Source organism: Comamonas aquatilis (assembly GCF_965139575.1).
Taxonomy (GTDB): Bacteria; Pseudomonadota; Gammaproteobacteria; order Burkholderiales; family Burkholderiaceae_C; genus Comamonas; species Comamonas aquatilis.
The window spans coordinates 124,029-146,833 of the sequence record NZ_CBCSIW010000008.1 but is presented as its reverse complement, the minus strand read 5'-3'; the positions used below and the strand labels follow the sequence as shown (position 1 = coordinate 146,833).

General features: G+C 62.5%; 19 protein-coding genes. 7 read left to right on the top strand and 12 right to left on the bottom strand.

Annotation, left to right across the window (positions count from 1 at the left end; genetic code table 11):
• Positions 1-9: 9 nt before the first annotated feature.
• From ACNAZA_RS12345 to ACNAZA_RS12320, 6 genes are all read right to left on the bottom strand, one after another.
• Positions 10-2,427, bottom strand: coding sequence for an AI-2E family transporter (locus ACNAZA_RS12345; RefSeq protein ID WP_415796874.1), 2,418 nt, complete (start codon positions 2,425-2,427; stop codon positions 10-12).
• Positions 2,428-2,883: 456 nt separating this feature from the next.
• Entirely contained in the window at positions 2,884-3,984 is a 1,101-nt protein-coding gene (locus tag ACNAZA_RS12340) for a patatin-like phospholipase family protein (protein WP_415796862.1), read from the bottom strand.
• Between the two features lie 78 nt (positions 3,985-4,062).
• Entirely contained in the window at positions 4,063-4,935 is an 873-nt protein-coding gene (locus ACNAZA_RS12335) for a sensor histidine kinase (protein WP_415796861.1), read from the bottom strand.
• A 14-nt stretch (positions 4,936-4,949) separates the two neighbouring features.
• Complete coding sequence (locus tag ACNAZA_RS12330; RefSeq protein ID WP_415796860.1) at positions 4,950-5,717, bottom strand: LuxR C-terminal-related transcriptional regulator; 768 nt, start codon at positions 5,715-5,717, stop codon at positions 4,950-4,952.
• A 418-nt stretch (positions 5,718-6,135) separates the two neighbouring features.
• Complete coding sequence (locus tag ACNAZA_RS12325) at positions 6,136-6,978, bottom strand: HDOD domain-containing protein (protein ID WP_415796859.1); 843 nt, start codon at positions 6,976-6,978, stop codon at positions 6,136-6,138.
• Positions 6,979-7,034: 56 nt separating this feature from the next.
• Positions 7,035-9,407: a Tex family protein gene (locus ACNAZA_RS12320; protein ID WP_415796858.1), complete on the bottom strand. Its 2,373-nt coding sequence runs from the start codon at positions 9,405-9,407 to the stop codon at positions 7,035-7,037.
• 179 nt (positions 9,408-9,586) lie between these two features.
• Between ACNAZA_RS12320 and ACNAZA_RS12315 the strand changes: the two genes are divergently transcribed.
• From ACNAZA_RS12315 to ACNAZA_RS12285, 7 genes are all read left to right on the top strand, one after another.
• On the top strand, positions 9,587-10,687 hold the full coding sequence (locus tag ACNAZA_RS12315; RefSeq protein ID WP_415796857.1) for a DUF72 domain-containing protein: 1,101 nt from the start codon (positions 9,587-9,589) through the stop codon (positions 10,685-10,687).
• Positions 10,688-10,912: 225 nt separating this feature from the next.
• On the top strand, positions 10,913-11,995 hold the full coding sequence (locus tag ACNAZA_RS12310) for a LuxE/PaaK family acyltransferase (RefSeq protein WP_415796856.1): 1,083 nt from the start codon (positions 10,913-10,915) through the stop codon (positions 11,993-11,995).
• Positions 11,992-13,443 (top strand): acyl-CoA reductase, encoded by a 1,452-nt coding sequence (locus tag ACNAZA_RS12305; RefSeq protein WP_415796855.1) that lies wholly within the window; start codon positions 11,992-11,994, stop codon positions 13,441-13,443. The genes ACNAZA_RS12310 and ACNAZA_RS12305 overlap by 4 nt, the downstream gene beginning before the upstream one ends.
• Before the next feature lie 4 nt (positions 13,444-13,447).
• On the top strand, positions 13,448-14,206 hold the full coding sequence (locus tag ACNAZA_RS12300) for an ABC transporter ATP-binding protein (protein WP_415796854.1): 759 nt from the start codon (positions 13,448-13,450) through the stop codon (positions 14,204-14,206).
• Positions 14,203-14,991 carry an ABC transporter permease gene (locus tag ACNAZA_RS12295; RefSeq protein ID WP_415796853.1) on the top strand — a complete coding sequence of 263 codons (789 nt, stop codon included), beginning with the start codon at positions 14,203-14,205 and terminating at the stop codon, positions 14,989-14,991. The genes ACNAZA_RS12300 and ACNAZA_RS12295 overlap by 4 nt, the downstream gene beginning before the upstream one ends.
• Before the next feature lie 25 nt (positions 14,992-15,016).
• Positions 15,017-16,030: an ABC transporter substrate-binding protein gene (locus ACNAZA_RS12290; protein ID WP_415796852.1), complete on the top strand. Its 1,014-nt coding sequence runs from the start codon at positions 15,017-15,019 to the stop codon at positions 16,028-16,030.
• A gap of 159 nt (positions 16,031-16,189) precedes the next feature.
• Entirely contained in the window at positions 16,190-16,969 is a 780-nt protein-coding gene (locus ACNAZA_RS12285; protein WP_415796873.1) for an SDR family oxidoreductase, read from the top strand.
• Between the two features lie 61 nt (positions 16,970-17,030).
• Here ACNAZA_RS12285 and ACNAZA_RS12280 read toward each other — a convergent pair whose 3' ends face one another.
• From ACNAZA_RS12280 to ACNAZA_RS12255, 6 genes are all read right to left on the bottom strand, one after another.
• Positions 17,031-18,143 (bottom strand): enoyl-CoA hydratase/isomerase family protein, encoded by a 1,113-nt coding sequence (locus ACNAZA_RS12280; RefSeq protein ID WP_415796851.1) that lies wholly within the window; start codon positions 18,141-18,143, stop codon positions 17,031-17,033.
• Between the two features lie 204 nt (positions 18,144-18,347).
• Positions 18,348-18,563: a TOBE domain-containing protein gene (locus ACNAZA_RS12275; RefSeq protein WP_415796850.1), complete on the bottom strand. Its 216-nt coding sequence runs from the start codon at positions 18,561-18,563 to the stop codon at positions 18,348-18,350.
• Between the two features lie 32 nt (positions 18,564-18,595).
• Positions 18,596-19,564 carry an ATP-binding cassette domain-containing protein gene (locus ACNAZA_RS12270; RefSeq protein WP_415796849.1) on the bottom strand — a complete coding sequence of 323 codons (969 nt, stop codon included), beginning with the start codon at positions 19,562-19,564 and terminating at the stop codon, positions 18,596-18,598.
• Positions 19,565-19,673: 109 nt separating this feature from the next.
• Entirely contained in the window at positions 19,674-20,501 is an 828-nt protein-coding gene (gene ssuC / locus ACNAZA_RS12265; protein WP_415796848.1) for an aliphatic sulfonate ABC transporter permease SsuC, read from the bottom strand.
• 10 nt (positions 20,502-20,511) lie between these two features.
• Complete coding sequence (gene ssuD / locus ACNAZA_RS12260; protein WP_415796847.1) at positions 20,512-21,720, bottom strand: FMNH2-dependent alkanesulfonate monooxygenase; 1,209 nt, start codon at positions 21,718-21,720, stop codon at positions 20,512-20,514.
• Between the two features lie 12 nt (positions 21,721-21,732).
• Positions 21,733-22,794 (bottom strand): aliphatic sulfonate ABC transporter substrate-binding protein, encoded by a 1,062-nt coding sequence (locus ACNAZA_RS12255; protein ID WP_415796846.1) that lies wholly within the window; start codon positions 22,792-22,794, stop codon positions 21,733-21,735.
• Positions 22,795-22,805: the final 11 nt, after the last annotated feature.

The following is a 22,805-nucleotide window of genomic DNA, read 5'->3' as shown; positions in this document are numbered from 1 at the left end:
AATAGCAATTCAGACCAATGGATTGCTATCGCTCTCTGCTTGCATGCTGGGCATACTTTGTGCGCTGCTGCCACCTTGCTTTTGAGCGGCTCTGACATCCTCCATCAGTTGCCTGGCCATGGAGCTCAGCAGCTCCAGCTCGCCTTCCGACATGTTTCTGGGCTTGTCATCAAGCACCGCAAAGCAGCCCAGCAGCTGGCCCTTTCTATCCGTCAAAGGCACGCCGGCATAAAAGCGCACCTGCAAATCCAGCAAGCGCCGATTGCCGGCAAAACGCGGGTCGCGGGCAATGTCTCCGATGACGATGGCCGTTCCGTCGTAAATCACATAAGAACAGATGCTCTCAGCCCGGAGGATGCCTGCAGCATTCAGCGCCTGAGATGACGGCACAGGCAACAGACTGCCCGGCGTCAGCACCATTTGTGAATCCACCCAGGCAATCTGCGCCCATCGGGTGTTGAAGGCATTGGCCGCCTTTTGCGCTGCCTCGTGATAAAGCGGCGTCAAGCCCGCATCCAGCACGCCACTGCCATGCAAAACCTCCACCCGCTCGCTGTCGTTCTCAGGGATGGGGGCGGCAATCACGCCCTCGTCCATGTCTGCGCTTTGCATGGCATCCACCCATAGCCGCAACTCACGCAAGCTGGTCACGCAGGCTTGAGCACCGCACTGCGCCGCAAAGTCCGGGTCTGCAGCAACCTGAGGCGCATTCCACAGCACCAGGACCACACGCATATGCGGCCAGTACCGACGAATACGGCGCACCATGCGCCGCGCCGTGCCTTGCGGCTGATGGTTGAAGATGGAGAGCACCAGCAAATCCGTGGTTTGCATGCTCTGCACCCAGTCGCTGTCCGCCAGTACGGCTTTCGCGCTACGCTGCGCCAGCAAAGGGTCTGCAGCCAGTGCCCATTCCGAGCAACTGACCTCATGCCCATACAGTCTTTCGGCGTGGGCCACCATGGCCGCCGCCAGGGCATCCACCTCCCAGCGCACGCCAGCACAGTGGATACGCAAGCGTCGCTGCAGCCCTTTCGTATCTGCGGGCAAGAGAGCGGGTGCATAGTGATCCTGCAGCTCGTCGATCAGTGCATCCATGCCGCTGGACAGACGCAAACGATGCTCTGCCGTGGCCGACTCCAGATGCTGCTGGGTTGCGATGCGCAGCGCGGGAATCGCCACTTCGTCGTAGAAACTGCCCACGGCCTGGGCCTTGTCTTTTTGCGTGGGTCTGGCCGGCAACTGGGCCTGCACTGCATCAAGCGCCATGCCTATGGCGTCATCCACGTTATCGGCCAGCAAGCGCTGGTAAAGCCTTTGCTGCGGACCCAGCACGGGCTCGCTGCCCAGCAGTACTTCCATGAACTTGAGCGCGGGAATATTGCGCCCCAGCACCAGTAGGCAAACCGTCAGCGGCGTGGAGAGAATCAGACCGATAGGCCCCCAAAGCGCTGTCCAGAACGTGGCGGCGACGATGATGGACAAGGTGGAAAGCCCGGTGCTGGCGCCGTAAAGCCAGGGCTCGATCACGTTGTTGCTGATCAACTCCAGCAGCAGAATCAGACTCAGCGTCAGCAGGAACATATTCCAGCCGGGATCGACGGCAAAAGCCAGCGCCAGCGGAAACACGGCCGACAGCATGGGCCCCACATAGGGCACAAACCGCATGATGGCCCCCAGCACTCCCCACAAGATGGCTCCAGGCACGCCGACAAGCAACAAACCGGCTGCCAGCGGCACGCCATAGCTCACATTCACGATGAACTGCATGCGCAGATACTTGCCTATGCGCTGGGATGCTTCATCCAGCGCATCGGTGGCCACATGCAGATTGCCACCCATCAGCCTCAGCAGCCGGTCACGCAAATCATCGCGGTCCAGCAAAATCAAAATCACAAACAGCAGCACGATGCCCGCCGTGGTCACGGGCTCGGCGATACGGCCCAGCCATTGCAGCAAACGGGTGGTGGGATTGGATTGAGCCGTCTGGATCTCGACCTTTTGCACCCGTGGTGCAGCGCCTTCCGGTCTGGAAATTTCTTTCTCCACCGTGTTGTAGGTTTTGAAGACACCATCCCAGGCGCTGGGCATGTTTGCGCTTTTGCGCAGGCTGCGCAGCTTGTCCCGAATGGTGGATTGATAGGTCGGCAAATCGGTGCTGAGCTGCTGAACCTGGCTGCCCAGATACATGCCCAGACCGCCCAGCGCAGCCAGCGCAATCGCGACCACCACAATCGCCGAAGCCATGCGCGGCAAACCCCAGCGCTTGAGTCGCGAGACTGCAGGGTCCAGCAAAAAACCAAACAACATGGCCAACGCCAACGGAATCAGCAGCTCGCGCCCAAAATACAGGGCGGCGATGACAAGCGTGGCAATCATCAGCCCCGCCAGCAGGCGCAGCGCAGGGACCATGGCGGCCAGCTGCATCAGGCCCGGCAGCGCAGATTCAAGCTCGCGCCTGTCCAAGCGCCCCCAGGGGGCAGGGACGCTGCGGGAACGCGGACCCGGGGCACTGCCCTCCACTTCAATCGGAGCCCCGGCATGCGGCTTGGCGGGCGCAACGGCTCCGACCTGGACCGGTACGGCCGACGCATCTTCGCCTGAAGCGGAGGACTCACCACCGGTTGTGGAAGTAGCAGACTGGGACATGATCAGCGTTACTCGATGGATGATTTGCCAGACACAGAAGCGGGTTTACATGGTAGCCATGCCTGGAAAAGCTGCGACTCGGCTCAGGCGCAAGCCCTGGACGTCAGCACCGTGATTCAGCTCACACAAAGAGGAGCTGCTCGCGCTTTCCCAGTCTTCATTTATGAATGAAAAATTCATTAAACCCTTTGAATAGGGGCGCTGCCTGCTATCAAAAGTAAATCATGCATCCACTCAAAGTGGCTGCACACGGCCGAGGTCTGGCCTGTCCAGCCACTGGGCGAATTCATCGGCCAATTGCTGACTTGCCGCCGTCGCGGCATTCCAGGCGCGGGAACGGGCCTGGTGATCGCTGCCGTAATCCAGAAAATCATGGCGATCGGGCAGCTTGCCGCGCGGCAGGCCGGCCACCCAAGTGGCATCCGGAGCCAGCACCACCATGGAATCCAGATAGTGGCTGGGCTTGTGGCGCCAGCGTAAGCTCTTGTCCAGCCAGCCGGGCACCACGGCTTTCTGAAAATGCGGATACAACACAATGCCCTCGCCGGCACGCGAGGCAGCGTAATCCAGATGCATGTGATAGTCGGTAATCCCACCATCCCAGTACGCACCGCGTGGAGCGCCCTCGATATCGTGCACGGCCTTCAGCACAAAGGGAATGGAACAACTGGCCCGCACGGCCTCCATGAAATTGCGTGAGGTCAGTTCCACCTGGTGGGTGCGCAGATCATCAGCACCAAAAGGCATGGCGTGCAGCGCGCCGCCTGCAGCCGTGGAAAAAACCACCCGCTCCAGCCAATGGCCCAGAGCCGGCCGCCGTACCGCATTGCAGGCAAATGCGCCCAGATAGCCCAGCGGCGTACGCCAGCGGGATTCTCGGGCCAGCAGCTTGTGACCGCGCGCAGCTATCACATGCAGGCGATAGCGGGGATGGGTCAGCACCTCGCTCACACGGCCGCCATAAAAGTCTTGCAGGCTTTGCGCAAAGCGTTCGCTCACCAACCAGGATGGGGTTCGCTTCTGACCAGGGGGAGGATCAAAGCGCTGGGCAATATAGTCGCGCTCCAGCCGCTCCAACGCAGCGGTAGGCTGCTCCAGGCAGGCCGTAGCCATGCGCCAGGCTCCGATGGAGGCGCCCACCAGATCCACGGTTTGAGACGACTGCGGCAGCCACTGTCCGAAGATGAAGCGATCCAGCGGCCCCAGAATCAAGCCCTTGGGCCCGCCGGCGGCAGCAGGAATCACGCGAATGGAGTCTGGCCCCAGGCCGTTCTGGCGAATATGGGCCAAGGCCTTGGGGCCAGCGTAAATGCGAAGCGCAGGTGTATGACTCATGCCTGCCATTGTGCAGCCCAATGCCAGACCAGCACACGGCGAGTGCGACAAGACGCCCAAGACCAAGCAGCGCTACTGCTACCAATACAGGAGAACCGAAACGCCTCCGCCCTCTCGCGGCTGTAGCTGTAGTTGCGCACCTATCTCCGCAGCCCGTCGGCGCATGCTGGAAAGCCCCAAACCTGCAGACGGGGCTTGAACATCCAGCCCACGGCCATTGTCTCGAATCGAGAGTTGCGCATGGGCAAAAGAGTGAGCAGCAGTTCGAACTGCTGCCTGGCCCGGTGTTTTATTGCTGGCCAGATCGAAAGGCTCCAGAGTGATCCAGAGTTCGGTCGCTTGGGAATGCTGCAGCACATTGCTCGCTGCTTCCTGCAAGATTGCCATGATCTGCTCGGCCATGGCCCCGGCCGGCAACCTACGGCCCGAACTGGCTTCATCGAATTCCGGATCCCAAACCTCCCAGTACAGATGCATGCCACGGCGCTCGGTCACGGCTTGCAAGCGGTGGCGAAAACGGGCCAGCCGAATGATCAAGGCATCGCCTTGACCATCCATGGAGTCCACAATCCAGCGCAAATCCAGCAAGGATTGCTCCAGCATGGCTTGCACGGGATGCTCGTTGTCGGGAGTGGCGTCCAGCAGCATCATGGCCTGCACCAGTTGACTGCCCACACCATCGTGCAAGGCCGCTGCAATGCGACGGCGCTCGGCCTGAACCTCGCGCGAGGGACGCACGCTGCGCCTTCTGCGCCACAAAATACTGCGATACGCCAGAGGCAAGAGCCAAAGCAGCCAAAAAAACGTGGCCAGCACTGCCAGCACGGTCATCGCCAGCAGCAGCGGAGACTGCATTGCCTGCGGCTGCACACCCCAGGCAATCAAAACGGCCAAATGCAGCAAAGCCAGCAGCAAACGCACCCAAATATCGCCTGGCGGCTGCATGGCCATGGTGTTGAGCCTCTTCAGAACAAGCCGCGCAGCGAGGCAAAGCGCACGGCCTGTGCGCGGGTGCGCACTTGCAGCTTGCGGTAAATATTCTTGATATGGGTGTTAACTGTCATGGCGCTGATCAGCAGACGTTCGCCAATTTCAGCACTGGTGTAGCCGCTGGACACCATGCGCAGCACCTCGCGCTCACGCGCGGAGAGACGGTCTAGCGTAGGGTCAGGCGCGCGGGGCACAGCGTCTGCCGAGGTCGCAGTCTTGTCAAATCGCTGCAGCAAACGCCGCGCCAGATTGGGGGTGATGGAAGCACCGCCGTTGGCTACTTGCAAGACCGCTTGTGCGTAATTGCCAAACCAGGAGTTCTTGACCATATAGCCGGCAGCGCCCAATTCAAAGGCCTTGAGCACCTGATCATCCGTCTCCACCACCGAGACCACCACAGCCTCGGCATGTGGACAGGCACTCTTCATCACATCCAGCAGCTCCAGCCCGTTGCCGTCACCGAGATTGAGGTCCACCAGCATCACGTCAAACTCGTGCTGACGTATGACTTTCTTGGCTTCGCGCAGACTGGAAGCCTGGGCAACCACCATGGTGCGCTTGTCATTCATGATTTCCTGGGCCATCACCCGGCGGATGTGCACATCGTCATCCACTACGATCACGCGCACCGGCTTGTCAGGTTGACCGACAAGAAAATCCGGCCACATGCTTGAACCCTGGGTCTCGCCGGCCACCGGCTGTGCCGTGGCGCCAGTGTCAGCTGGGATGTTGGACGGTTTCAAGACGCTCTCCTTGCCAGTCAGACTGTGTGATTGCTGCAACATCCCAGAGCACCGTTTTAATTAAGTAAAACTCTCCAAGAAACACAAGGATAGTTTTTATCAATTTCCTTACGATGTCAATGTAAGCGAACAAGCTGTATTGGTAAGCAAATTTATCGGACAAAGAAGTCAGTGCCCACCTAGCGACCAACGTGCAGCCATTGATACAACCCATGCACCACGCAGTCCAAAACATATGACACAGGAAATACAAAGTCAGTGAGATGCTTTGGGCTCACCCCCCATTCCCGGGGATGCCAGCTCCATCGACCAGTGGCAATTTGTAACTCTAAATGTAAGCACCACGCAAGAATTTGTTTCACAACATAAACAAATTACACCTCCGCATCCGATGCCGCGCGGATCAATCGATCACGGCCTAAACCTGTACATCCACACCGCTTACCGCATGCCAATCGATGGAGGCTTGTCTGAGCACCATATCGATATCCAGGCCCAAGGCCAGGCCTACTTCGGAGGGGAATGACACCGCCAACTGGCGCTCATCCCAGCGCTGTATATAGGTGCTGGCCCGCCATGCAGCCAGATGCAAGACCCCGGTCAACGGTTCGAACTGGGCTTGCGACAGCGGCGCGTGCATGTACTGCAGCGCATCCACCATGAATGGAGGCAAATGCCAGGACTGCGCCAGCCCGGCAGTCACAAGGCTGAATGCATAGCCGCACAGTTGCGACTCCAGCAGCGGCCGCTGCGGATCCCAAGGCGAGACCAGTTCGCTGACCTTGACGGCCTGATTAGGCGCAACGCGATGGATGTGCAGCTGCCCCAGACCGTGAAGCAAGCCCAATGCATATGCCGCCGATCCGTGGCTCTGGACCGTGGTAGCCAGCGTGCGCGCCAACTTGGCCGTCTCAAGGCTGTGGCGCCAGAAAGTCGGCAAATCAAAACCACGCAAGTTCTGCCCGCCCAGGCCTGCCAACGCCTCATGCACCAACTGGCGCAACTGGGCTTGCGGCAGGACAACCAAGGCTTCAGGCACACCAGGCACGCTCTGCCCCATCAAAAACCCAGCTTCATTGGCCGACTCCAGAACCGACGCGGCCAAGGCCGGATCGGTGGAAAACAGCTGGCAGAGTCGACGAAGGCTGGGCTCAGGTTTGCGCAGCTCGCTGGCCAGCAAAGCCACTGTGCGGGGCTGGCTGGGCAGCGAAGCTGGCAAGCTGAGCAAGGCTGCCAGATCCATGGGACGTGACAGACTCATGATTTCCGTAGCGTTTGAGGCAAGCTGTGTGGATGGACTGGTGCGACCACCAGAGCTTACTTCTTCAAGCTCTGCAACTTGGCAAAAGCGGATGACATGGCGTTTTGCTGTGTTGCCTCATTGCTACGCTGGGCTTGGGTATAGCCGCCGCGCTGTTGGCCCTGGCCTCGGCCGGCGCTCTCGAACCGGTTGTCACGCGGTCCATCCCTGCGTGCAGGTGCGGCATCCAGCTTCATGGTCAGGCTGATGCGCTTGCGCGCCACGTCCACCTCCAGCACCTTGACCTTGACGATCTGGCCGGTCTTGACTACTTCGCGCGCATCCTCGATGAACTTGTGGCTCATCTGGCTCACATGAACCAAGCCGTCCTGGTGCACGCCCAGATCCACAAAAGCACCAAACTGGGCCACGTTGCTCACCGTGCCTTCCAGCGTCATGCCTTCCTTCAAGTCCTTGATGTCGTCCACGCCCTCGTTGAAGCGGGCCACCACAAAGTCCGGGCGCGGGTCGCGGCCCGGCTTTTCCAGTTCGCCCAGAATGTCCTTGATGGTGACAGCACCGAATTTCTCGCTGGCAAATTGCTCGGGCTTCAAGGTCTTGAGCAACTCGCCACGGCCCATCAACTGGTCCACGGCCTTGCCGGTGGAGACAATGATCTGCTCGACCACCGCATAGGTTTCAGGGTGAACACCCGTCATATCCAGCGGATTGTCACCGCCGCGAATGCGCAAAAAGCCTGCGGCTTGCTCGAAGGTCTTGGCACCCAGGCCGGCCACCTCCATCAGCTGCTTGCGATTCTTGAAGGAACCATTGGCATCACGCCAGCGCACCACCGACTTGGCAACCGAGCCGGAAAGGCCGGAGACGCGGTTGAGCAGCGGGGCCGAAGCCGTATTCAGGTCCACGCCCACGGAATTCACACAGTCTTCCACCACGGCATCGAGCTGGCGGGCCAGCTCGCTCTGATTCACATCGTGCTGGTACTGGCCCACGCCAATGCTCTTGGGGTCGATCTTGACCAGCTCGGCCAGCGGGTCTTGCAGGCGGCGCGCAATCGATGCCGCACCGCGCAGGCTTACGTCGATATCGGGCATTTCCAGCGCCGCAAATTCACTGGCCGAATACACCGAGGCACCGGCTTCGCTGACCACCACCTTCTCGATCTTCTTGTCGGCTTTTTCTGCGATCTTGATCAGATCGGCCGCCAGCTTGTCCGTTTCCCGGCTGGCCGTGCCGTTGCCGATGGCAATCAGGTTGATGCCGTGCTTTTCCACCAGCTTGGCCAACACGGCCAAGGAACCATCCCAGTCGCGGCGCGGCTCGTGCGGGTAGATGGTGGTGGTATCCACCAACTTGCCCGTGCTGTCCACCACGGCCACTTTCACGCCCGTGCGAATGCCGGGGTCCAGGCCGATCACCGCACGCTGGCCGGCAGGCGCTGCCAACAGCAGATCACGCAGATTGTCGCCAAACACCTTGATGGCCACCTTTTCAGCGTCTTCACGCAGGCGGCTGAACAAATCGCGCTCGGTGGACAGGCTCAGCTTCACGCGCCAGGTCCAGGCCACGCATTTACGCAGCAGGTCGTCCGATGCGCGTTTGGCATGGCTCCAGCCCAGATGCAGGGCAATCTTGCCTTCGGCGAGACTGGGTTGGCCGGGTTCTGGTTCCAGCGGCTGAACCAGCTTGGCTTCCAGAATCTCCAGCGCCCGGCCGCGGAACACGGCCAGAGCACGGTGCGAGGGCACGCGGCCGATGGGCTCGTCATATTCGAAATAGTCGCGAAACTTGGAGACTTCGGGATCGTCCTCGTTCTTGGCCTCCACCTTCTTGGAGCGGATCAGGCCCTCCTCCCACAGCCACTCGCGCAGCTTCTGCACCAGCGCCGGGTCTTCGGCCCAGCGCTCGGACAGGATGTCGCGCACGCCGTCCAGCACGGCAAACGTGTTCGAGAAATCCGGGCCCGGCTTGCCGTCATCCAAGGTGGTAGCGGGTTGGCAGAAGGCTTCGGCCTCCTTGTGCGGATCCAGCGTAGGGTCGGCAAACAGCTTGTCGGCCAGCGGCTCGATACCGAATTCCTTGGCAATCTGGCCCTTGGTGCGGCGCTTTTGCTTGAAAGGCAGGTAAATGTCTTCCAGCTCCTGCTTGGTGGGAGCGGTGGCAATGGCCAGACGCAATGCGTCAGTCAGCTTGCCTTGCTCGTCAATGGCTTTGAGCACCGTCTCACGGCGATCAGCCAGCTCGCGTAGATAGCTCAGGCGTTCGTCCAGCGTACGCAGCTGCGTATCGTCCAGGCCGCCCGTCGCTTCCTTGCGGTAGCGGGCAACAAACGGAACCGTGGCACCGCCATCGAGCAACTCCACCGCTGCACTCACCTGCTGCGGCTTGACATTCAGTTCTTCGGCAATCTGACCAATGATTTTTTGCATTTGATACCCGCCCCATGGCGTTCAACCCAGAAAGCCAATGAGTGTGCCATAGGCATTCCGCCCCTCTGCTCATGCAAGCCGGCTGAAGTGCAACAGAAACGAAAAAACTATGCATTTCATAGCTACTCACGCTTTCTCACTATGGACTTGAGGCCTATTTCATTAAAATCAGACTCACCATGCCCGACTCTGTCCAGGATGACTTGTTTGCCGATGCCAGTCCACCAGAGCGCCAGCCCGCGCCCGGCATAGCCGCATCGCGCTTGTCTCCCGGACAGGCCGATGCCAAACAGGCTCCCAAAACAGCGGGTAAATCCGGCGGTGTAGCGCTCGCGCCCGGCGCTTTGCAGCTGGCAGAGCTGGCGGCCCAACTGCCTGCGGGCCTGCGCATGGGCGTATCCACCTGGTCCTATCCCGGCTGGGATGAACTGGTCTGGGACGGAGCTTATGACGCCAGCGTGCTGTCCAAAAAAGGGCTCACCGCCTATCACCAGCACCCGCTGCTGCGCACCGTTTGCGTAGACCGCACCTTCTGGCGCCCGCTGACGGCCAGCCAATACGCGGCTTTTGCGGCCCAGGTCGATGCCGGTTTCCGCTTTGTCGTCAAATGTCCGGCCGGAGTCACCGATGCCCAGGTTCGCAGCGAGGACGGCAAGCCCCACCAGAGCAACCCGGCCTTTCTGGACCCGCGCCTGGCCGTGGAGTGTTTCGTGGAGCCCACGCTGGAAGGTCTGGGTGAAAAGCTGGGCGTGCTGGTCTTTCAGCTCAGCCCCCTGCCCTGGAGCTGGCTCAGCCGCCCCGGCGCGTTGCTGGAGAAACTGGGGGTCATGCTGGCTGCCGTGCGCCAGGCACTGGCCGCGCGGCCGCAAGTCATCGTGGCCGTGGAAGTGCGCGACCCCGAATTGTTGGGCCCTGCACTGGCCTCCACACTCAAGGCCCACGGAGCCACCTTCTGCCTGGGGCTGCACGGCAAGATGCCGCCCATAGAGCAGCAGCTACCCACGCTGCGCGCCCTGTGGCCCGGCCCCCTGGTCTGTCGCTGGAACCTGAACCGCGTCTTCGGCGCCTATGGCTACGCCGATGCGCAGAAAAAACATGAGCCTTTCAACGAAATCCGCTCCGAGGACCTGCATACCCGCACCCTGCTGGCGCGCACCATCCAGGGCATTACGGGTGCCGGCCAGCCCGCCTTTGTGACCATCAGCAACGATGCCGAGGGCTGCGCGCCACGCTCGATTGCCCTGCTGGCACAGGCGCTGGCCCAAAGCGGCCCCGCCTAGCCAGACCGACATTCGGGCGCTTGCCGCCGTACACGGCGGCGTCAGCGCAACTGCGGTAAAATGGCCCTCCGCTCCGGGGTGCACTGCTGTGCTGAGATCCACACCCGAGAACTTGATCCGGGTCATTCCGGCGGAAGAAGAGCTTGCATCCTGACGTGACCGCACCTGCTTGCGGCACAGCCAGGGGCCTTCGGAGCATCATGTCCCAGCTCTCGAAGGAATTCCATGGACAAGGCCGCCTCGCTGGTCGCAGACCTGCTCTCATTCATTGCCATGGATGGCTGCACCGACGACCAGTTCGACCAGCTCGCCCTGCGGCTGTTTGCCTATCAGTTCGAATCCAATGCGCCGTTTCGCAGCTTCTGCCAGCGGCGCGGTGCCACGCTGCGCAATGTGAAGACCTGGAGCGATATTCCGGCCGTGCCCATTGATGCTTTCAAGGCCATGGAGCTGCGCAGCGAGCCCGCCTCGCCCACCGAGCGCGTGTTCATGACCAGCGGCACCACGGGTCGGGCTGCGCGCGGCCGCCACTTCCACCCCCAGCTCGACGTCTACGACCTGTCGATGACGCGCAACTTCGCACAGCGCTTCATGCAAGGAACGGAGCGTCTGCCTATGGGCATTCTTTTCCCCGACGAGCAGACCATGCCCAACTCCTCTCTGGCGCATTACCTGGCGCTGGCCAAGTCTGAGTTCGGCACGCCTGACAGCCGCTATTTTCTGGGTCCTGAGGGGCTGGACATGCCGGCGCTGTGCGCGGCTCTGGAGGAATCCGAACGTACGGGCCGCCCCTACGCACTGCTGGGTGCCAGCTTCAGCTTGGTGCATGTGATGGATGCTCTGCGCGCCCAGGGTCGCAGTTTTCGCTTGCCGGCGGGCAGCCGCATCCTCGATACGGGCGGCTACAAAGGCCAGTCGCGCGAGCTGCCGCTGGAGGAGTTCTATGCCGACCTGTCCCAATTGCTGGGCGTGCCGCGCAGTTACTGCATCAATATGTATGGCATGACCGAGCTGAGCACGCAGTTCTATGACGACGGCAACACCGTGCTGCCCTCGGTCAAATCGGGGCCGCACTGGATACGCTCGCGCCTGGTCGAGCCCGTCACCGGCCGCAACGTGGCACCCGGCGAGCGCGGCATTCTCGTGCACTGCGACCTGGCCAACTACAACGCCGTCACCACCATCCTGACCGAGGACGTGGGCCTGTGGGCCGAGGGTGGTTTTCTGCTGCTGGGCCGTGCCGAGGGTGCGGCCGCCAAAGGCTGTTCACTGGCCGTAGAGGAATTTGTGAAAGCTGCTGCCGCATGAAGATCGAGCGGATCACGGCCGGCTATCTGCCCGGCTTACGCGACGACGAGGTTCAATGGCAGCTGCTGCCCTTTGAACGCGAGGACCTGAGGCTGGAAGTCTCTGTTCCCGTGCTGAGCGCCGCCCAGATGCGGGCGCTGGCGGATCGGGTGCGGCAGGCGGCAGACTGCCATCTGCGAGTCATGACGGTGGCCGAGATCATCGCCGTGATCGACCAAGCCATTGCGCGCCTGCTTGACCGCAATGATCCGTATCGCCAACAGGCCGAAGCCTGGCTGCCCGTGGTCAGCGGCTACGACGCGGACATGGTGCGGCTGGGACTGACCGGCTATTTCAAGACCTTCCGCGCCGCGCAGCTGCGGCGCTTTGTGGCCGAGGACTTTGCCAATCCCGCCGTGCTGGACGGTTTCCAGCCCGCAGCCAAGGGCGGAGCCGTACGGGCCTTCGGGCCTGATCTGCTGGTGCACAGCTGGGCGGGCAACGTGCCTGCGCTGTCGCTGTGGAGCCTGGTCTGCGGCCTGCTGGTCAAGGCCCCCAGCATAGGCAAGCTGGCCAGTGCCGAGCCGCTGTTCGCAGGCTGGTTTGCACGGCTGCTGGCCGAAGTCCATCCGCCGTTGGCCGATTGTCTGGCCGTGGTGTGGTGGCGCGGCGCGGGCACAGAGGAAGCCAGCACCTTGTACGAGCGCGCTGATACGGTGTTGGCCTATGGCGGCAATCAGACGCTGGATGCGCTGCGCCGGCGCCTGCCCGTGACCACCCGCTTTCTGCCCCATGGCCACAAGCTGGGCTTTGGCCTGATCGGCGCGGCCGCAATGGATACGCTCAAAGCTCCCGCTACGGCCCGCCTCGCCGCCTGGGACGTGATGCGCTACGACCAGCAAGGCTGCTACTCGCCCCATGTCTTTTATGTGGAGCGTGGCGCCTCCGTGAGCCCGCGCGCCTTTGCCGACTATCTGGCGGCCGAGCTGGCCAATCTGCAGCGCCGCTTTGCGCGCCGCCCCCTGGCGCTGGAGGAAGGCACGGCCGTTGCCAAATGGCAGCAGAGCGTGGAATGGGCAGGTGACGAGCAGCAGCTGCTGGGGCCGGTGGATGCTCCCTGGAGCGTGGCCTATAGCGACGGCCTGCAGCCGCTGACGCCCACGGCCCTATACCGCACGATTGCCGTGGTCGGCGTGGACAACCTGGATGCCGCGGTCCCCGTGGTTGCCGCGCAGCGCGAATTCCTGCAGACCGCCGGCATTGCCGCCACACCCGAGCAGCTATACCGGCTGGCCGGCCTGCTGGGCGCCGCCGGCGTTACGCGCATCAGTGCCATAGGTTCCATGAGCATGCCCGAGGCCGGCTGGCACCATGACGGGCGCTTCAATCTGATCGACCTGGTGCGCATGACCGAGATCGAGCAGTCGGCCGAAACAGCGGCCCAGCCGCTGGCGCCCTATTCGGACTGAGGCCATGGCATTTCTCGATATCGAACGAGCGGTCTTCACCTATCCCGGCCACGCCCCAGTAGTGGACGGTGTGGACTGGCGCATGCAAGCCGGCGAAATTCACTGCCTGCTGGGCCGCAGCGGCTGCGGCAAGACCACGCTGCTCAAGCTGGCGGCAGGCCTGCTCAGACCGCAATCGGGCCGCATCGTGTTGCATGATCGCGAACGTGGGGGCGAGTTGGCCGCACCCGGGCCGCAAGTGGGCTTTATGTTCCAGGCCCCCACGCTGCTCGATTGGCTGACAGTGCTGGACAATGTGCTGCTGCCTGTTTCGTTGCAACGCAAACCCACACCACAGGACAGGCAGCACGCGCTGCAGCTACTGAATCAACTGGGACTGGCAAGCCATGCACAGCAACATCCACGCCAGCTCTCTGGCGGCCAGCAAAGCCGTGCGGCGCTGGCACGGGCGCTGATTCTTGCACCACCGCTATTGCTGCTGGATGAGCCTTTTGCCGCCCTGGACGCCATCACACGCGCCGAGCTGCAGGACGATCTGCTGCGCACCTGCCGCGAACGCGGCACCACGGTGCTCTTCGTCACCCACGACATCAATGAAGCCGTCTACCTGGGCGACCGCATCGCACTCATGCATGGCGGGCGCATTGTGGACGACTGGACGATTGAGCTGCCCGCGCCCCGCACCCAGGCCATGCGCCATGGTCCGCTCTTCAACGAATACTGCGCCCGCGTGCGCGCATCCATGGACAGGACTGCCCTATGAGCGCCACGCCATTTCAGGCACGGCTGCTGGCCGCTGCCCTGCTGCTGATTTTGCTGGGCCTGTGGGAGCTGCTGGTGCGGCAATGGGGTCTGTCGGCCCTGGTGCTGCCCGCGCCTTCGGTGGTGGCAGCGTCGCTATGGACGGGCCTGGCCTCTGGCTATTTCTGGCCGCACCTGCTGGCAACGCTGCAAGCCCTGCTGCTGGGCCTGGCGGCCGGCAGCCTGGCCGGTCTGTTGATGGGCATGGCACTGGCCGAATGGGAATTGCTGGAGCGTGTGCTCAAGCCCTATGTGGTGGTCAGCCAGGTCGTACCCAAGCTGGCGCTGGCGCCGCTGTTTGTGCTGTGGTTCGGCTTTGGCATGTTGCCCACGGTGCTGATCACGGCGCTGATCTGCTTTTTCCCGCTGATGGAGAACACGCTAACCGGCCTCAGGCAGGTCGATGCCCAGCGGCTGCAGCTGTTTCGCATGCTGGGGGCCACACGGCTACAGACGCTGCTGCGCCTGAAGCTGCCCACGGGCCTGCCCGCCATCCTGGCGGGTCTGCGCGTGGCCGTGGTTCTGGCCCTGGTCGGTGCGGTGGTGGCCGAGTTCATGGGCGCCAGCCGCGGCCTGGGCGCCGTGGTCATCGCCGCCCAGGGAATGATGGATACCTCTTTGATGTTCGCGGCCCTGGTCATCATCGCCGCCATGGGCCTGCTGCTGTACCAGGCCTGTCTGATGTTGGAGCGCAGACTGCTGCGCGCCCACGCCTTTCCAATCTCTCGCTCAAGCGGCAAGTCTTGAGTTTCTCCACTGTTTGATCCGCGCCATGCACACACCGATTCAGCCTCCGTTCATCTCCCGCCGCAGCCTGCTTGGCGCCGGTGCCGCCCTCACCGGCCTTGCCGGCCTGACGCTGGCGGGCACCAGCCTGGCCGCTCCTGTCCAAGGCAAGATCCGCCTGGCAGGCTGGAGCAAGCCCATCAGCGAGATCACCAACATTCTGGTCGAGCCCGAAAAAGGCTTTTTCAAGGCCCAGGGCCTGGAGCTGGCCTACCTGCCGGGCGCGGGCGGCGGCGATGCCATACGCAACATGCTCAGCGGCCAGGCCGATGTGGCCTTCACCGATCCAGGCTCCTTCTTCATGGCGTTGGACAAGGGCGAGAAGCTGGTCGCCATCTACGACATCTATCCGCAGAACGTGTTCAACGTGGTCTCGCTCAAGTCGGCAGGCATTCACAAACCGGCCGACCTCAAGGGCAAGAAAATCGGCGTCTACAGCCTGTCCAGCGGCACGCGCCAGAATCTGCTGGTGATGCTGCACCAGGCCGGCCTCAAGGAATCGGATGTGACCATCGTCGTCACCGGCCTGCTCAACTTCGCGCCGCTGATGCAAGGCCAGGTCGATGCCACGGCAGCCACCGATACCGGCCTTACCGTGGGCCTGCGCAAAGGCATTGGCGAAGTCAACGTGATGCAGGTGCGCGAGCACCTGAACATCTCCAGCGACATGTTCGTGGTGCGCGAGGACGTGCTGCGCGAGAAGAAAGATTTGTTCAAGGCCTTCCTCAAGGGCTACCGCGACAGCGCGGCCTGGATGATGGCCAACCCCGAGGAGGCAGCGACACTGGCCGGCAAGTACGCCATCGACGGCACGCAGCGCGACATCAACCTCGACGTGATCCGCCTGCGCAATGCGTCCTCGCAGCCGGTACAGGCTGGCAAGCCCCTGGGCAGCTTCGATATCGCCGCCCTGCAAAAAGGGGCCGATGCCTACCGCGCTCTGGGCCTGGTACAGCGCCAGATCAAGGTCTCGGACGTCGTCAATACCAGCTTGCTGTAGTTCACCCCTGAGTCGCTACGCGGCTTCCCCCCGAGGGGGACGACGCCCTCGGTGCGGGGCGGCCCTTCCTCGGTGTCTCGCACTTGGCCCGCGCCAGCTTGAAGGTCTGCGAGCGACATATCAGCACAATGGAAAATTGAAATGCATCAAGCTTCTGGAATGAATCTGCGCGGCAAGGTGGCACTGGTCACGGGTGCCGGCCGGGGCATAGGCGCGGCCATTGCCACGGCGCTGGCGCGCCAGGGCGCGACCGTGGCGGTCAACTACCTGTCCAACGATGAAGCCGCCGCCAGCACGGTGGCGGCCTGCCAGGCAGCTGGCCAGGACATGGGCGGCGATGCCTGGGCCGTCAAGGCCGACGTGGGCTCGCAACCCGACGTCCAGTCCATGGTGGACGGCATCGTCCGCGAGGCCGGGGCCATAGACATCGTGGTCAACAACGCCTTCAGACCCTATGCTTTCGACCCCGAGCGGCGCAAGCGCTTCGACGATCTGGAATGGAGCGACTATCAGGCCCAGTTCGACGGCGCCGCGGGCGCGGCCTTCAACGTCTGCCGCGCGGTACTGCCGCAGATGCGCCAGCGCGCACAGGGCAGCATCGTCAATATCGTCAGCAATCTGGTGGAGCACCCGGTCGTGCCTTATCACGACTACACCACGGCCAAGGCATCGCTGGTGTCCTTCAGCCGCAATCTGGCCTGCGAGCTCGGGCCTATGGGGATACGCGTCAACTGCGTGGCACCGGGTCTGGTCTATCCCACACAGGGCACGCAAAACACCAAGGAATCGTTTCGCGAGTCACTGATGGCGGCCACGCCGCTCAGACGCCTGGCCAGACCAGAGGACGTGGCCGGGCCGGTGCTGTTCCTGGCCTCGGAGCTCAGCGGCTTTATGACGGGACAGGTGTTGTTGGTGGACGGCGGCCTGGTGATGCGCTGAACTTACGGATCAGCGCATCAGCGGATCAACAGGCTTAAGGACAGCAGCCCTGCCCGAAAAATCAGTCCTTCAGCGCAGCCAGCGGGTGGGAATGTGCGGGCCAGGGGCTGGCAAAGAATGCCTGCCACTGCGCATCGCCCACGTCCTCGATTCGCGCGGGATTCCAGCGGGGGTTATGGTCCTTGTCCACGGCCAGAGCGCGAATGCCTTCCAGGGTTTCGCTCTGACCGGGGCGCAGATAAAAGCAGTGGCGCACCATATCGCGCTCCATGCGCAGGTCCTCGGCCAGCGTCATTTTTCGCGCCCGGCGGATTTGCTCCAGCACCACATGCAGCATCAGCGGCGAACGCTTGCGCAAGGTAGCAGCCTCGGCCCGGGCCCAGTCGCTGCCCGCTTGCAGCGCCTGCTCGATGGCAGCCACCGTGGGCTGACCAAAACAGGCATCAATCTCGGCACGGTGCGCCGTATTCTTGCCGTCCATGCTCACAAAGCGGGAGCGCACCACGGCATTGAGTGCTTCCACGTTGGCAAATTTCGTGGTGGCCAGCGTCTCCCACAGCTCGGCCTGCTGCTCGGCAGGCATGCAGCCATCGGCCAGACCGAAGGCCACGGCATCGCCCGCGCCAATGGTGTCGCCGGTCAGCGCCAGCCACTCGCCCACGGCTCCAGGGCAGCGCGACAGAAAGTAGCCACCGCCCACATCGGGGAACAGGCCAATGGCCGTCTCGGGCATGGCCATCTTGGTGCGCTCGGTCACGATGCGCAGCGAGCCTCCCTGGCTGATACCCATGCCGCCGCCCATGACGATGCCATCCATGAAGGCGATATAAGGCTTGCCCAGGCTGTGGATCAGATGGTTGAGGGCATATTCCTCGGTGAAGAAATCCTCGAGCTCCGGATTGCCGCTGCTGCCTGCGCCATGCAGAAAGCGGATATCGCCGCCAGCGCAGAAAGCGCCAAAGACACCTTCCTTATTGCTGCCCCGAATCGCCACGCCCAGAATGGTGTCATCCTTTTGCCAGGCCAGCAGGGTTGCCAGCAGCTCGCGCACCATACCCAGCGAAAGAGCATTCAAGGCCCGAGGGCGATTGAGCGTGATCATGCCCAGCGTGCAGCGCACTTCGGCGATCACCTCGGACTGGTTCGCCGCCGCGCTGCTTGAATTCTCGATCATGGTTGAAGGCTCCTTGAAACATCTGTTTTATCGACCGGACCAGGGGGAACGCTCGCCCGGTGCGCAGCAGATTATGCAGGCAGCAACTGTCTTCAAGAAGCCATCTGCGTGACATATCGGGCCAAAGCCTGTCGCTATAAAAAAGGCGGTCGTACCCTAGGCACGACCGCCAATCACCTCGTGGTGAGACTCGCCGAGAACAACTTAAAGCTTGGCCAGCGACACTTCCGTGGATTTGACCAGGGCCACGACTTCCGTGCCTACGACCAGGCCCAGGTCATCCACCGAGCGCGTGGTGATGACCGATGTGACGATACCCCAAGGGGTTTGCACATCCACTTCCGAGACCACGTCGCCACGGATGATTTCCTTGATATTGCCTTTGAACTGGTTGCGAACGTTGATAGCTTGAATCGACATGATGTTTCCTTTGAGAAGGGTGAAAAAGAAAGTTAAATAGCCCAGCGCAGGCCTGATGCGGACACACCGGGCCAGGGTTCTGAGGGAAGCGAAGGCGGCGCCACATCGGGCTTTTGCAGCACGCGATCGAGAATGCGGGTCTCCAGCGCCGCGAAGCGCGGATCTCCATGCACACGAGGCCGCGGCAGCTCAATGCGTTCGTCCAGCGCAATGCGCCCGTCTTCAATCAGGATGACCCGGTCTGCCAGGGCCACGGCCTCCTGCACATCGTGGGTCACCAGCAAGGCCGTGAAGCCATGGCGCTGCCACAGACCTTCGATGAGTCTGTGCATCTCTATGCGCGTCAGCGCGTCGAGTGCACCCAGAGGCTCGTCCAACAGCAGCAGACGCGGCTGGTGCACCAGTGCCCGGGCCAAGGCCACGCGCTGGCGTTGGCCGCCGGAAAGCTTGGCAGGCCATTCGTTCTCGCGATCTGCCAGACCCACCTGGGCCAGCACCTCCCGGCCCTTGTCCTTTGCCGATGGCGGCAGGCCCAGAATCACGTTGTCCAGCACGCGCAGCCAGGGCAGCAAGCGGGCATCCTGAAACATGATGCGCGTGTCCTGCCGCGCCGTGTCGGCGGCCGCGTCGTCAATCAGCACCTGGCCGATGCTGGATTTCTCCAGCCCCGCCACCAGACGCAACAAGGTGGACTTGCCGCAGCCGCTGCGCCCCACGATGGCGATGAATTCGCCGGGCCGCGCATCAAGCTGCACCTGCTTCAGGACTTCACGTTCGCCATAGCGCTTGGTCAGCTGCTGCGTCTGCAAATGCACACCTTGCAGCTTCACACGGTCGGCCTCCGCTGGCTCTGCATCTTTCGACTTGCGCCACAGCAGGCCACTTGCCTGCAAGGCCTCGGCCTCGTCCCACGAGGACTCCCAGGCCACCAGTGGCTGACGCACATTCAAGGCGCCGACACTGGTCAGCGACTGCGTCAAACGACTCCACAAATTGCTCATCACAAGCTCCTCAAATTTTTCTCATCAAGCTCAAACCGACCCACTCCTTGCGAGAGACGCCAAGCAAGAGCCGCCTCGCGGCGAAGGCGTCGTCCCCCTCAGGGGGTGATCACTGATACCCCGGATGCCAACGCAGCCACCAGCGTTCCAGCGACCGGGCAAACAGATCAGCCAGCTTGCCCAGCAAGGCGTAGAGCAAAATTCCTACCAGTACCACATCGGTCTGCAAAAACTCCCGGGCATTCATGGTCAGATAGCCAATGCCTGCCTGGGCCGAGATGGTTTCGGCCACGATGAGAATCACCCACATCAACCCCAGAGAGAAACGCAGGCCCACGAGAATCGAGGACAGCGCTCCCGGCAGCACGATGTCGCGGTACAGCTGCCAGCGGGTCAGGCCGTAGCTCTTGCCCATCTCGATCAGGCCCGGATCCACATTGCGGATGCCGTGAAAAGTGTTGAGATAGATGGGAAAGAACACCGAGATGCTGATCAGAAACAGCTTGGCCGATTCATCAATGCCAAACCACAGGATCACCAGCGGAATCAGGGCTAGCGCCGGGATGTTGCGCACCATCTGAATCGTGGAGTCGAGCAGCGTCTCGGCCCAGCGCAGCGAGCCCGTGAACAGGCCCAGCAGCAAACCCAGGCTGCCGCCAATCGCCAGGCCCAGCAAGGCGCGCCCGGCGCTGACCTTGACGTGCGTCCACAGCTCGCCCGACTCAGCCAGCGTCCAGGCCGCGCGCAGCACATCCAGCGGCGCGGGCAGTACCCGCGTGGAGAGCCAGCCATAGGCCGAGGCGGCCTGCCATGCGGCTATCAGCAGCAGCGGCACCAGCCAGGGCAGCAGCCGTAAGCCAACCTGACGGGCAAACAGCTCCAGCCGGGGCACCGCCTGGGCTACAGGTTTCAAAGCCAGAGTTTGAACATCGCTCATGCCTGCTCCTTTAGCTTTGCGAAACACGGACCTGGTCGCGAACCTGATCGCGGACGCCCGGCGCATCGACGCCCGGCGAGTACAGATTGGCCACGGTCTCGCCAAAGGGGCCGCTGGGATTGCCGCCCCCCAGTTTTTGCTGTACGTTCACCGGCAGCAGCGGGAAGACCAGTTCGGCAAAGCGATAGGCTTCCTCCAGATGCGGATAGCCCGAGAGCACAAAAGTGTCTATGCCCAGATCGGCGTACTCCTTGATGCGGTCTGCCACCGTCTGCGCGCTGCCCACCAGCGCCGTGCCAGCACCGCCACGCACCAGGCCCACGCCGGCCCAGAGGTTGGGACTGATTTCCAGGTCGGCGCGGCTGCGCTTGCTGCCGCCGGCGTGCAGGGCCGCCATACGGCGCTGGCCTTCGGAATCCATGCGTGCAAATGCGGCCTGGGCCTGTACCACGGTCTCGTCCTTGAGGCGGCTGATCAGTCGCTCGGCGTCGGCCCAGGCTTCTTCATCGGTCTCACGCACGATCACATGCAGGCGAATGCCGAATTTGACTTTGCGGCCCAGACGCTCGGCTTTCGCTCGCACATCGGCCAGCTTCTTGGCCACTTCGGCAGGCGGCTCGCCCCAGGTCAGATAGGCGTCGACCTGCTCTGCAGCCAGGTCATGGGCCGCCGGCGAAGAGCCACCGAAGTACACGGGCGGATACGGTTTTTGCAGCGGCGGGAACAGCAACTTGGCGCCCTTGACCTGCAGATGCTGGCCTTCAAAATCCAGCGACTTTCCTTCATGGCTGCGTTCCAGAATCTCGCGCCAGATCTTGATGAACTCTGCCGATTGCTCATAACGCGTGGCGTGATCCAGAAACACGCCGTCGCCCTCCAGCTCGGCCTGATCGCCGCCGGTGACCAGATTGATCAGCAGACGACCGCCCGAGAGCCGGTCAAAACTGGCCGCCATGCGCGCGGCCAGACTAGGCTGATGCAGACCGGGGCGCACGGCCACCAGAAACTTCAGGCGCTTGGTGACGGCAATCAGGCTGGAGGCGACCACCCAGGGGTCTTCGCAGGAGCGGCCGGTGGGAATCAGCACGCCCTCGTAGCCCAGGCTGTCTGCGGCGATGGCCACCTGCTTCACATAGTCGTGACTGAGCTGGCGGGCGCCCTCGCCGGTGCCCAGATAGCGGGCGTCACCGTGGGTAGGAATGAACCAGAAAACTTGCATGATCGAATGTCCTTAAATCTTGGCGGCCACGCTGGGGGCGGAGGAATTGAGCTGGGCGTATTTGGCGTATTGCTCAGCGGTGGGTTGCCAGACAATGTCAGCCACCCGCACCTGACGCGGAATCACGCCCAGACGAAAAAAAGCATCGGCCACACGCTGCTGATCGGCCACGATGGCCGGGCTGAGCAAGGTGGTGGGCGAGCTGGGCCGACGACCGATGAAGCGGTTGACCACATTAGCCTCCAGCCCGCTGAAAGCGGCCACCAGCTGCACCACTTCCTTGCGGGTGGTCTGCACCAGTTGATCGGCGCGGGTCAGTTCGTCGAACAAGGCCCTGATGACCTGGGGATGGCGCTCCACCAGCCCTTTGGAAGACAGATAAAAGGCGTTGTTGCCCGACAGTCCTTCGCCATTGGTCAGCACGCGCGGGCGGATGCTGATCTCGGTGGCCGCGTAATAAGGGTCCCAGATGGCCCAGGCATCCACGCTTTTGCGCTCGAACGCCGCGCGTGCATCGGCCGGCGCCAGATACACGGGCTGGATATCGGCCCAGGCAATGCCGGCCTTGTCCAGAGCGCGCACCAGCAGATAGTGGGCGCTCGAGCCTTTTTGCAGCGCGACCTTCTTGCCCTTGAGATCGGCCAGCGTTTGCAGCGGCGAGTCGGCCTGCACCAAAATTGCCGAGCTTTCGGGCTTGGACGGCTCGGCGCCCACATAACGCAAATCCTTGCCGGCAGCCTGTGCAAACACCGGCGGCGAGTCGCCGGTGAGACCAAAATCCAGACTGCCTACAGACAAGGCTTCCAGCAACTGGGGGCCGGCTGGAAACTCCAACCAGTTGATCTGCGTCTGGGGAAAGCGCTTTTCCAGCACGCCATGCTGCTTGAGCACCACCAGATTCACGGCGGATTTCTGGTAGCCGATGCGCAGCTGAGCCGGTGCGCCGCTGACGGGCGTGCCCTGCGCGTTGGCGTAATGGGCGGCCAGCGTCCAGCTGAAGGCCGTGGTGCCCAGCAGCTGCAGTGCCTGACGGCGGCCCCGATTGAAACGGGGGCGAGACAATGAAGAACTCATGATGGATGTCC